We start from the raw sequence: 12,480 nt of genomic DNA, 5'->3' as shown, positions 1-12,480 counted from the left end.
TTACTTAGCAATATCCATCGCGCGGCTCTCGCGGATCACAACGACGCGAACCTGACCGGGGTACTCCATCTCTTCCTCGATCTGGCGAGCAATATCGTGTGCCAGCACGGTAGACTCAGCATCTGACACCTTGTCTGGCTGAACCATAACGTGAACCTCACGACCAGCCTGCATGGCATAGGTTCGCTCAACACCCGGACGTGAATTTGCGATCTCTTCAAGCTTTTCTAGACGCTTAATATAGTTCTCTGCAGATTCACGACGTGCACCGGGACGAGAAGCTGAGATGGCATCAGCAGCCTGGATGAGCACATCCAAAACAGTTGTTGGCTCAATATCGCCGTGATGTGCCTCAATAGCATGCACAATGGCTGGCTTTTCTCCAAAGCGCCGAGCCAGATCTGCACCAATAACGGCATGCGGACCTTCAACCTCATGATCCACTGCCTTGCCCAGATCATGTAAGAGACCGGCTCGCTTGGCCTGGCATGGATCCATTTTAAGCTCGGTCGCCATGATTGCCGCAAGCTCAGCAACCTCAATTGAGTGACGAAGTACGTTTTGACCAAAGGATGTGCGGTAACGAAGCGCTCCTAAGGTTTTAACAATCTCAGGATGCAGATCATGAATACCACAGTCAAAGACTGCCTGCTCGCCAGCTTCCTGCACACGCTCATCTACTAAAGCCGCAGCCTTCTCATACATCTCTTCAATACGAGCGGGATGAATGCGCCCATCTGCAATGAGATTCTCGAGTGCTACGCGCGCGGTCTCACGACGAACGGGATCAAAGCTTGAAAGAACAACGGTTTCAGGCGTGTCATCAATGACTAGGTTGACACCAGAAATCTGCTCAAAGGTACGAATATTGCGCCCCTCGCGGCCAATGATCCGACCCTTCAGATCATCAGAAGGAATGTGAACTGAGGTAACGGTGACCTCAGCCGTGTGATCTGAGGCACAACGCTGAATAGCAAGAGAGATGATCTCGCGCGCTGTCTTTTGTGACTCGGCACGAACCTTCTGCTCAGACTCACGAATGATCGTAGCCGCCTCATGGGTAACTTCAGAGCGAACCGTATCAAGCAGCTCCTTATGAGCATCCTCACGACTCAGCTCTGCAATACGCTCAAGCTCAGCTGCCTGGCGTGTTCTTAAATCGTCAAGCTCGCGACTCTTCCGATCAAGCTGGCTTTGCTGGCTTGATAGCTGGTGCTCACGCTTATCCAGGGCATCATTGCGTCGATCGAGGGACTCCTCGCGCTGCATAACACGGTTTTCAAGCGAGCGAATTTCAAGCTTGCGCTGACGCTCTTCAGCCTCTGCAGCCTGACGATTCTTGATAATCTCTTCCTTGGCCTCGAGCAAGGCCTCTTTCCTCATGGTCTCTGCGGTGCGTCGCGCGTCAGTCATAACCTGTTCTGCTTCAGCTCGGGCCTGATCGACCTTAGCCTCAGCCTCACGAAGACTGCCGGACTTGGCGTTGCGCATGAGAACCACGGTGACGCCTGCCCCCACAAGGAGACAGACGATACCGATGATGATCTCCATGACAAAACTCCTTCAACGTTTCAGTGCATCAAAACGCACCCGCCGAGGCAGGTGCTGCATTTGCTCAAGGTGCGTCCATCTTGAAAACGAAGCGAATATACGTATCAATCTCATCAGTGATGAGCGCAGAAAAGGTAAACAAATGTTGGTTTCATCCTACGTTGCAGCAGGTAGTTTGTCAATCATAAGCATGGGCGATGAGCGGGGATAACGGCTAAAAGCCATGTGAAAATATACTCAGAGGCAGGCTCTGCAAAAGAGTTACACTGAACTCATCTCAAGCCGAGCTCGAGCAGCAGCAGCGGCAATATCGTGAGAAAATCCACGTCCTACCAAATGGCGTGCAAGCTTTTCAAAAGCACGGTTTTCAGGAATTGAACGACGCTCAAGGATGAGACGTGCTCGATCAAGCTCGCCATCTGAGGTAAAAAATGCTTCAGGGTATTCAGGGAGATCATGAGGATCGAGACCAATTTGGGAAAGTGCAGCCTCGATCTTGCGACGACCCCAGCCACGACGAATACGCTCTTGCACATAGGCTTCCATAAAGCGAGCATCATTTTGAAAGCCACGTGCTTGAGCACGTATGAGCGCAGCCTGAATTGTCTCAGCATCAAAACCGAAGTTCGCTAGCTTGCGTTCAAGCTCTGTTGAGGCATAATCGCGCCGTGAAAGCACCTCGGTAAGCGCAACAAAACACGTACGATGCATCAACTGAGCAAGCTCAGCTCGAACAAACGATAGCTCTTGAGGAAGACAAAGCTCGGATATGTTCAAGGCCTTGGCCACACGCACGGGCACATGCAGGCTCTGCAGAGATCCATCTGAGAGCTTCAAGATAAGATTGGCTTGGGCATGCGTTGGAGACGAATAGCGGCGTGGTGCGCGCTTGGAAAGCTCAACCTCAATTGCCTCAACCTCAGGATTCATGCCACAGCCCTCGCCTCACACGATGCGCGCGCCGTACACGATCCATACGGATCAAACGAAACGCGGAAAATGCGCTGCCGCCCACCTGCATAGAGATCATTCGACTTACTTAGATGAGACTTTGGTTGCTTCAGGATTTTCAAGAGCCTCCCCGACCGGCTCATCATCAAGCTCTAAACCTGCTGCCACCCGAACACGATGCTCAATCTCTTCGGAAAGCTCTGGGGTTGCTCGCAAAAAGCCCTTAGCAGCCTCGCGGCCCTGTCCTAAGCGCTCTTGCTCATAGGTATACCAAGACCCAGACTTATTAATAATGCCAAGATCAACGCCCATATCAAGAATGGAACCTTCTTTAGAAATGCCCGTTCCATACATGATGTCAAACTCTGCTGAACGAAATGGAGCAGCGACCTTGTTTTTGACAACCTTGCAGCGAACACGATTGCCAACGATTTCGGTTCCATTCTTGATACTTTCAGCTTTGCGAATATCAATACGAACGGATGAGAAGAATTTGAGCGCTCGGCCGCCTGTGGTGGTCTCAGGGCTTCCGAACATGACACCAATCTTCTCACGCAACTGATTGATGAAGATACAGGTAGTTTTTGACTTAGATAGGGATCCGGCAAGCTTGCGCAAGGCTTGGCTCATCAGACGAGCCTGCAGACCAACCGTAGTATCGCCGATTTCTCCCTCAATCTCTGCACGTGGAACCAAGGCAGCAACCGAGTCTACAACCACAACATCAATGGCACTTGAACGTACCAGCATGTCACAAATTTCGAGCGCCTGCTCACCAGTGTCTGGCTGAGAGATCAATACCTCATCAATATCTACACCAATGCGTGCAGCATAGCCTGGATCTAAGGCGTGCTCGGCGTCAATAAAAGCGACAACGCCGCCTTGAGCCTGAGCTTCTGCCAAGATCTCAAGCGAGAGGGTGGTTTTACCAGAAGACTCAGGACCGAAGATCTCGATAATACGCCCGCGCGGCACACCTCCGATGCCAAGAGCACAGTCGAGCGCGATGGACCCAGTAGGAATAACCTCTACTTCAAGCTGAGGCCCGCCATCACCGTATTTCATAATGGAACCATCACCAAAGCGCTTTTCAATTGCAGCTTTGGTAGCCTCAATCATGCGCTCGCGCTCCTCACCCGTGGTGCGCTCCTGAACTCCTTTGGTAAGTCCGGTATTCTTAGCCATACGGCACTCCTTTGGTCTTCGTCTGCGGATCATAGCTTACTACGAACATGCGTTCGTCGCAAGACTATCTACCTTATGATGCATGATGAGATCTCACGAGATTCCTGCGAAGACAAACACATCTCTTACAGACCACACACCATGACCTTAAAGACAAGGTCAGCGCTGACCTGACCCGCTGCTGAGCGATCAAACTTAGCACAAGGATTCATAGAAGTTCTATGACGTAGTGAGCTGGAAAAGTAGTAATTCAAAGCCTGCCACCACAGCGGCATAACGCACGCAGCGGCGATCTCCTTGCAGCTCAAAGCGGTGAGCAACGACGTGATCAGGAGTCGCTAGGCCAATATAGACTGTACCAACCGAATTGTGTTCGTCTCCACCACCAGGGCCTGCATATCCGGTAAAGCTCAAGGCATAGTCTGCAGAAAATACTCGCCGAGCCCCATCTGCCATCTCGCGCGCAGTCTCAGCTGACACGGCAGAAAAGCGCTCAAGCGTCTGGTGGGAGACGCCTAAAACCTGCTCTTTGATTTCATTGGTATACGTGACCATGCCACCACGTAGTACCTGAGATGCACCGGCCACATCTGCGATGAGCGCAGACGCGAGTCCAGCAGTACATGACTCAGCCGTAGAGACATGAGCGCCCATATGGCTCAGGTGATCTACAAGCGCCCCTGCAAGCTCTAAGGCTCGGACGTGAGCCTCTGCCCAAGTACTAAACACGAAAGACGACATCGCGCGATCCCAAGAAGTATTGAATGCCGGAAATTACAGTCAGAATAACCGCAAGCGCAAAGGTGATGCTTGAGAACCAATAAACTACGATCCCAGCTGGGCTCATGCCAAGGGCTCGCCAGAGCAAAAACCCGCATAAGGCAACCATTGTTGTGGCAGTCTTCCACTTACCGAGGGCGTCTGCTGCGATGACCTTACCATGAGCTCCTGCAACCATGCGCAGGGCTGAGACCAAAAACTCACGGAGCAAGATCAAAAAGACAGCCCAGACACTCACCGTTCCCTGCTCAAGCAAGATCAGAAGAGCAGAAAAAACTAGGAGCTTATCTGCGATAGGATCCAAAAACTTACCAAAGTCTGTTATCTCTCCCCGTGAGCGAGCAAGCTCTCCGTCTACCTTATCGGTGAGGCTCAAAAGCACATAGACAACAAAGGCAGCAGGAGCTGCAGGAACCGGCCCGATATGATCCCATACTGGGATGGCAAGCACCATAAAGACTGGAATCAGAACAATACGTATGCAGGTTACAATATTCGCAGGCGTCCAAACAGAGGACGATCCTTGTGTTGAGGACATACTCACGAAGCCTCTCTCCCCTCGACCATGCCGATGAGCTCATAGCAAAAACTATCAGTAAATAACACCGGCACAATCTCTCCTGGACGTGCACTACCAGGATGTAAGTGGACGGCACCATCGCTATCAGGAGCCTGGAACCACGCATGCCCGATGAGTTCACCATCCTCATCAATACCATCGACGAGCACGTCTGCTACGGTACCAACCCGAGCAGCGGTTGAGGCAAAGCCGAGCTCTTCTGCAAGATCCATACCGGCCTGAGCGCGCTCAAGCTTGGTGGCCTCATCAAGCTGATCAGGAAGTGCAGCGGCTCGGGTGCCCTCTTCTTGGGAATAGGCAAAAACACTCGTGTAATCAAAGCCAGTATCCGCCATAAACGAGAGCATTTCTTCTGCATCTGCCTCAGTTTCTCCCGGAAAACCGGAGAGATAGGTTGTACGGATCACCATATGAGGAATTTCGTGGCGCAGGTGAGCAAAAAGCTGATCAAGCTCAGCACGGCTCCCCTGCCTTCGCATACGCCGCAAGATCGTTTCATTGACGTGCTGTACGGGAATATCGATATAGGGCAAAATCTCAGGAGTATCTCGGATTGTGTGAATAAGGTCTTCTGACATACCTTCAGGCTGGAGATACAGCACACGAATCCAGACCTTATGCGGTCTGACACAGGCAGCAACTGCACGCAAAAGGCCTGCCAAATCATGAGGTCCGGGAGCATGCGGATCGAGGTCTTGCCCCCAAACACCAGTATCTTGGCCAATGAGCACAAGCTCTCGTACACCACCAGCTACCAGCTCGGATGCTTCAGCCACAATATCAGCAGCTGCGCGAGAGTGGTATCTGCCTCGAATATAGGGGATGGCACAAAAACTACAGTACCTGTCACAACCATCTGAGATCTTAAGATAGGCGACTGAGCCCTCAACCGTTCTCTTGACAGCTGGAATATGACCGGGTGCCGTGCGCTTCACATCGAGCACCTGGTCAAGTACGGAAACAATCCCGTCCTCTTCATCGGTACGCACAAAAGCAGCTACCTCAGGTAGCTCAGAAGGAAGGTCTGCTCCATATCGCGACGGCACGCATCCGCACATAATGATTTTAGAAGATCGCAACTCGCCTGCTTGACCTTGAGCAATCTCCAAGGTCATCTCAATGCTTTCACTGGTTGCTGATGCAAGAAATGAGCAGGTATTAATGAGTACTGCGTCTGCTGCACCCACATCTGGCGTTTCATCATAGCCAGCTGCTGTGAGCAACGAGCGCATCCGGTCAGTATCGACCTCATTTTTTGCGCAACCAAGTGTTATATAGTGCAAGCGTGCAAGGGACATCTACTAAATCCTAGCGATAGTTTGTGAATTGCAGGGGTTGACCATAGTCAGCCTCACGAAGTTGAGCAATAACTGCTTGTAGAGCATCCTTAGATGCAGAGCTCACACGCAGACGATCACCCTCAATAGCAACCTTCACCTTAGCCTTTGAATCCCGAATGTCTTTTCCTATGCGCTTTGCAAGCGCCTGCTCAATGCCTGAAACCACATGGCCAACAACACGAACCGTGCCACCCGTTGCTGCCTGAGGCTGATCCCAAGATACAGCTGATATCTCAATGCCTCGACGGATGAGCTTTGAATTCAAGAGATCAATAATCTGGCGAGCTACAAAATCAGCCGGGGCAGCTATGGTGATGCTTGCCTCTGGCTTCGATAGACTCAAAGAAGAGTTGGTGTCTTTGAGATCATAGCGCTGCGAAATCTCACGGATGGCCTGCTGGCAGGCGTTATCAACCTCTTGCATATCAACTTCAGACACAATATCAAAACTAGAATCCTTCGCCATGGCAAAGCTCCTCTCTACTCAGCTGTACCTTCGTCGGACTGGCTTGCGTCCGTCGTATCACTGGTATGTGCATCCTTTGACTCCCCTTGAGCCTCAGCTGGGGGCTTTGGCACCTCAATCGTGATCTTGCCAACTCCAGAAGACTTGGTGTCATACCGAAGCTTTTCCCCATCACGATAGACCTCAACGTCAGCAGTTGAATCAGTCGAGACGGTCATCGAATCCTTCACGGTATACGTTTGACTAAAGCCCTTAGTAATTGTCCCCGTTTCTTTTGCGTATGCGCCATCTATTTCAATCTCAACCCAGGCAGTCGCTTTTCCGGTATAGACAATCTTTACCTGATATTCCGTAGGTAGCGCCTGTGGAGCAGGAGCGGGAGTCTCAGGTGAGGTACTTGTCTTTTTAGTTGTCTGCGCCGTTGATCCTGCCGACTTTGTTGGAGCCACGATGGCAGGCTCTGAACCAGCAGATACCGGGCGTGCGCCAGTGCAGCCTCGTACCAGTAAAAGCACCAAAAGAATGATGAGAACTGCAATGACTCCCAAAAGACCAAGCGCGACTCTGCCATCTGAGAGCAAAGCCGCGATGTCAAAGTCTCGATGACCCATCGTCTGGCGGCTTCTCTGCGAGCGAGGTCGTCTGCCAGCTCTTGGACCCGAACAAGGACGCCGGTCTGCAAAATCTCCGCGTGAGCGCCCTCTGGTGCCTGAGCGAAGACGGGATCCCATATGCGACTGGGCAACTGGAGAGCGGCGAGTAAGCGCGCGGTCACGATCGACAAACTCAGACTCTGATAAACGCTCATCCACCTCATCACGGGCAAAGCGAGAATCGGGCACATAGCCAGCTTGAGGTGGGCGTTGAGCAAAACGCGAGCCCGCCGAGCGCGTATCAACCATAAGATAGCGACCGCCTGCATTTGCCGATCGAGGGCTGGCATCCATTGCTCCCGTAAAGTTTGCTGGTGTGCTCGCGCCCGGAGAGTGTTGATAGCGATACAGGCCATCAAAATAGGCATCTACAACGGTGCGGGGATTCAGACCTAAAAAACGCGCATAGCTCGCAATCATGCCTTGCGCGTAACCGCGCTGAGGCATGGCATCAAAATTATCAGTTTCAAAATATTCGATAATCTGCGGACGCATCTTGATGGTATTTGCAACCTGCTGAATGGAAAGGCCAAGCTGCCTTCTCCGATTGAGCAGCATCTCGCCAAAGCTCTCACTCATCCCAGTCCACCTCCGTACTCATCCTCAACAAGCGGAGACAGTCGTGCCTCAAGCTCTTTGAGCTCATCCATATCGAGGAGAACTTCACGGGGCTTAGACCCATCAGGAGGACCGACAATCCTCTTCTCCTCAAGCATATCCATGATACGGCCTGCTCGCGCATAGCCAACCTTCAAACGCCGCTGCAATCCTGAAGTTGAACCGAGCTGTGAGTCAACCACAATTCGAGCAGCATCCCAAAGCAGTGGATCATCGTCTACAGTCGAGTTATCACCCGCACCACCTACTACCGAGGCGGGAGCTGCAGCGGAGAGAATTTCTTCATGATATTCAGCGCTGCTATGCTCTTTTACAAAGCTCACAACTGAGACAATTTCCTCATCAGAGACATAACAGCCCTGGATACGCTTAGGCTTTCCCCAATCGACTCGAGAGAAAAGCATGTCACCTTGGCCAGTGAGCTTTTCTGCACCCGTTTGGTCAAGAATGACTCGAGAGTCAATACCGGTTGCCACCGTAAGGCCAATGCGGTTGGTGATATTGGCCTTGATGAGACCGGTTACCACGTTGGAACTGGGGCGCTGCGTCGCCACGATCATGTGAATACCGGCGGCGCGGCCAAGTTGGGCGATACGCACAATGCTTGCCTCAACGTCTTTTCCGGCGACCATCATCAGATCGGAAAGCTCATCGATGACAATAACGAGGTAGGGCATCTTGGCCGGCGGATTATCGTAGTGATCAAACTCACCTGCCGCCTGCTTTTCATTAAAGGTTGCAATCTTGCGCACACCGATGCGCTCAAAGATTTTGAGTCGCCGTTCCATTTCTGTTACAGCCCACTGCAGAGCACTTGCCGCCTGCTTAGGCTCGGTTACCACCGGCACATACAGATGAGGAAGACCGTCATAGGGAGCAAATTCAACCCGCTTGGGGTCAATCATGATGAGGCGAACATCTTCCGGGAAGGTGCGCATAAGAAGCGACATGACAATCGAGCTAATGACAACCGATTTACCCGAACCGGTGGTACCCGCAATCAAAAGATGGGGCATCTTGGCTAGGTCTGCCACCATCGGTGCACCCTCAGCATCGCGACCGAGTGCAAACTCCAACGAACCGCCGGTGACATAGGGCAAGATATCGCCAAAGGCAACGGTTTGACGTGTGCGATTTGGAATCTCAATACCCACGAGCGACGTGCCAGGTATGGGAGCAAAAATGCGAACAGAATCAGTTGCTAGAGTAAGGGCAATATCGTCTTCGAGACTGTTGATACGGCTTACGCGCTCACCCTCACCGGGTTGAATCTTAAATGTAGTCACGGTAGGACCTGCAATCCAGCCCACAACCGCTGAACGAAGACCAAACTCTTGCAGCGTAGATTGGAGGGAGGCTGCTGTTTGCTCAAGTTCTCGGGCAGACGAGGTCGATGATGCAGACGCAGGATTATGCCGCAACATGCTACTCGGCGGCAGCTGACGAGTTTCATCTTCTGAATCGGAGGGGTCATCGCAGAGCGTTGTTTTATGGTCTTGGGCAGATGCATGGTCATCAGGCTGCTTGCTGACTGCGAGAAACTCTGGAATGGGGCGCTGTGTCCCGGTGCGGGCATCAAGCACAGGCTGTGCATGAGGCTCAACAGCCTTGCCCGTCTCCTTTGTAGCCTCAGCTGAGGATGCTGCCTTTGCAGCGTGTTTGGAACCTCTGCGCTTCTGTTTAGTTTCTGAAGGAGCAGCATCTGAGTCTAACGCGTCTGAGGCTGAATCTAACTGAGGCGCTTCAGGCTCTTCATGAGGGCTCGTAACAAAGCGATCAGGTACTGGAATCAGTGTCGTCGGAGCGGTATCAGCGGCAGTGCGAGCTCCCCCATCGATCAGGGGATTCTCATGTGGATCATCCGCCTCATCATCTGCCAAAACCGTGATTTTTCTATCACCCAGATAGGTCGTCGCACCAAAAGACTCATCGGGCGCTCCAACGAGTGGCGCGCGCTCAGCGCCCCAAGGACGCTGATTCACATCGGCTCTTTCAGCCTCATTTTTAAAGCCCGTATGGCGAGAGCCAAAGCGATTAAGTATGGCTTCTACCACTTGAGAAATAGAAAAACCAATAACAACAAAGCCGAGAATAACCAAGCCTATTGCAATCACTACAGAGATCGTGGTACCAAACGCAGTCTGTAGCGCAGAGGCAATAAGAGCGCCTGTCCAGCCTCCTGAGGCAACGAGCACTGAAGGATCGAACATGAGCGTGACCTTATAACTCACCCCAGGAGCAACAAGACAGAGTATCGCGAGAACAGCAACAAAAATAAGCGCGCCACCAAACCACGCACGCACCGGAATATGCACGCGGGCAGGCAGAAACACCAAGGCAGATGCGGCCAGCAAGACAAGGGGCACCACATAGGCACCCAGGCCAAAGCCAAGGCGGTAAAAGTCAGAAATTATTGCCGCAACCGGGGCAGAAGAGGGAGCAACTACACAGATGCAGGATACAACTGCAGCTACTGCAACAAGGACACCAAAGATCTCACGACCTGCTCCCTCACCAAGCAAGGGATCAGCCACAACCTCAACCGCCTTGTCTTTTCGAGCTCGCAGCTGCGCTCCAGCATCAGCGCGGTTGGTTTGAGCCTTCTTTTTTGGTGACGCTCCCGCCCGAGCCATCTTAAACCTCCATCACCACAGGGATGATCATCGGGCGTGTGCGATAACGATTCCAAATAAAATTGGAAAGTGAATCGCGCACAGCCTTACGAATGGCATCAGTTCCACTTGCAGTAAAGTTAAACGATCCCTTCGATATGGTACGACGTACCGCCTCTGATGCCTCATCCGAGAACTGATCATCAATGGTAAAGGAAACGCCACGGGCTGAGAAATCAAGCTCTTCGATGAGCTTGCGCTTCGAGGACATGATCGCCACAGCGGTGACCATGCCATCGCTCGAAAGCTTTTGACGGTCGCGCAAAACAATCGGATCAGTATCGCCAATACGCAGGCCGTCTACATAGACCACGCCACTTTCAACCGCACGGCCACGTGTAACCTTACCGCCTCGCATCTCAAGCGAGTCGCCATTGTCCATAATAAAGATACGATCACGTGCGATACCCATTTTCTCACCCAACGACGCATGAGCGCGCAGATGAACGGCCTCACCATGAACTGGCATAAAATGAGTTGGCCGCGTCATAGCAAGCATAATCTTTAACTCTTCACGGCAGCCATGACCTGAAACATGTACCAAGCAACGGTTTTTATCGTATACATCGCAACCGAGCTTAGCCAGGCTATTAATAAGCTGCTGTACAGCCTTTTCATTACCAGGAACCGGAGTTGCTGAGATGATGACCGTATCGCCCTCATGGATCGATAAGGTCTTATGCTCTCCGTTTGCCATACGTGAAAGCGCAGAGAGCGGCTCTCCTTGAGATCCCGTACACATCACAACAATGCGCTCTTCTGGGATGCCATTGAGCTCAAATGCGTCAATGAGATCGCGCTCGTCAATATCTAAATAGCCAAGCTCTCTGGCAACACGCGTGTTGGTAAGCATGGAGCGACCCGTAACAACGATCTTGCGATCGCACGCCCGCGCCGCATCGCAAATCTGTTGAACGCGGTGAATCTGGCTCGAAAAGGAGGCGACAAAGACACGGCCTTTTGCATTCTTAATGGCTTCATAAATTGAAGGCCCAACTTCGGACTCGGACTGCGTAAAGCCAGGCTGGGTCGCATTCGTTGAGTCTGAAAGTAATAGATCGATGCCTTCAGAACCAAATTTAGTTATGAGGGCATAGTCGGGACGCACCCCATCAACTGGCGTTTGATCGAGCTTGAAGTCCCCCGTATGAAAAACAGTGCCCTGAGGCGTTTTAATACGCAACGAAAACGCTCCAGGAATGGAGTGTGTAATAGAAACAAAATCAACACGGATGCACCCAAGATTGATGTGCATACCACTTTTAACCTCGCGGAATTTCTGCGAGCGAATACGAAACTCTGACAGCTTGCCCTCAATCATGCCAAGCGTCAGCTTGCTTGAGTAGATGGGCACCTTGATATTCAGATCTTTGAGCAAATAGGGCAAGGCACCAATATGGTCTTCGTGACCATGCGTAATTACGATGCCACGGAGCTTATCTTCATGCTCTAAAACATACGTATAGTCTGGGAGCACCAGGTCTACACCTGGTTGATTATCATCAGGAAACATGAGGCCAGCATCTACAAGAATCATGTCTTGCCCGCATTCAAATACGGTCATATTCTTGCCAATACCGTCCAAGCCCCCGAGGGGGATAATACGGAGCGGAGCCCCACCTTGCGTGTTGGCTCTGCTCTTACCGGTTGTTGTTGAACTCATAGGTCGGTGTACGTTCCTTTC

Annotated in this window: 10 protein-coding genes; all 10 read right to left on the bottom strand. The window is 51.8% G+C overall.

Annotated elements, in window-relative coordinates; translation table 11 throughout:
- The 10 genes from rny to K6V98_RS06435 all read right to left on the bottom strand — a co-directional run bounded on the left by rny (position 1) and on the right by K6V98_RS06435 (position 12,459).
- Complete coding sequence (gene rny, locus K6V98_RS06480) at positions 1–1,551, bottom strand: ribonuclease Y (protein ID WP_222199706.1); 1,551 nt, start codon at positions 1,549–1,551, stop codon at positions 1–3.
- A gap of 261 nt (positions 1,552–1,812) precedes the next feature.
- A complete protein-coding gene (locus K6V98_RS06475; RefSeq protein WP_222199705.1) occupies positions 1,813–2,481 on the bottom strand; it encodes a regulatory protein RecX in 669 nt (222 codons plus the stop codon).
- A 105-nt stretch (positions 2,482–2,586) separates the two neighbouring features.
- A complete protein-coding gene (recA, locus tag K6V98_RS06470) occupies positions 2,587–3,687 on the bottom strand; it encodes a recombinase RecA (protein WP_222199704.1) in 1,101 nt (366 codons plus the stop codon).
- A 219-nt stretch (positions 3,688–3,906) separates the two neighbouring features.
- Positions 3,907–4,428 carry a CinA family protein gene (locus tag K6V98_RS06465; RefSeq protein WP_222199703.1) on the bottom strand — a complete coding sequence of 174 codons (522 nt, stop codon included), beginning with the start codon at positions 4,426–4,428 and terminating at the stop codon, positions 3,907–3,909.
- A complete protein-coding gene (gene pgsA, locus K6V98_RS06460; protein WP_222199820.1) occupies positions 4,409–5,005 on the bottom strand; it encodes a CDP-diacylglycerol--glycerol-3-phosphate 3-phosphatidyltransferase in 597 nt (198 codons plus the stop codon). Before pgsA ends, K6V98_RS06465 begins: the two co-directional genes overlap by 20 nt.
- Positions 5,006–5,007: 2 nt before the next feature.
- A complete protein-coding gene (gene rimO / locus K6V98_RS06455; protein ID WP_222199702.1) occupies positions 5,008–6,345 on the bottom strand; it encodes a 30S ribosomal protein S12 methylthiotransferase RimO in 1,338 nt (445 codons plus the stop codon).
- Between the two features lie 10 nt (positions 6,346–6,355).
- The gene (locus K6V98_RS06450; RefSeq protein WP_222199701.1) at positions 6,356–6,853 is read right to left on the bottom strand and encodes a YajQ family cyclic di-GMP-binding protein; all 498 of its coding nucleotides are present in this window, start codon (positions 6,851–6,853) and stop codon (positions 6,356–6,358) included.
- A gap of 14 nt (positions 6,854–6,867) precedes the next feature.
- Positions 6,868–8,085 carry a helix-turn-helix domain-containing protein gene (locus K6V98_RS06445; RefSeq protein WP_222199700.1) on the bottom strand — a complete coding sequence of 406 codons (1,218 nt, stop codon included), beginning with the start codon at positions 8,083–8,085 and terminating at the stop codon, positions 6,868–6,870.
- Positions 8,082–10,757, bottom strand: a complete 2,676-nt coding sequence (locus K6V98_RS06440; protein WP_222199699.1) for an FtsK/SpoIIIE family DNA translocase — start codon at positions 10,755–10,757, stop codon at positions 8,082–8,084. Before K6V98_RS06440 ends, K6V98_RS06445 begins: the two co-directional genes overlap by 4 nt.
- A gap of 1 nt (position 10,758) precedes the next feature.
- Complete coding sequence (locus K6V98_RS06435; RefSeq protein WP_222199698.1) at positions 10,759–12,459, bottom strand: ribonuclease J; 1,701 nt, start codon at positions 12,457–12,459, stop codon at positions 10,759–10,761.
- Between the last annotated feature and the right edge of the window lie 21 nt (positions 12,460–12,480).

Origin of the sequence: Collinsella ureilytica, assembly GCF_019795105.1 — a bacterium.
Lineage (GTDB): Bacteria > Actinomycetota > Coriobacteriia > Coriobacteriales > Coriobacteriaceae > Collinsella > Collinsella ureilytica.
Note: the sequence above shows the minus strand (reverse complement) of the source record. Positions and strands in the feature narration are given on the sequence as shown.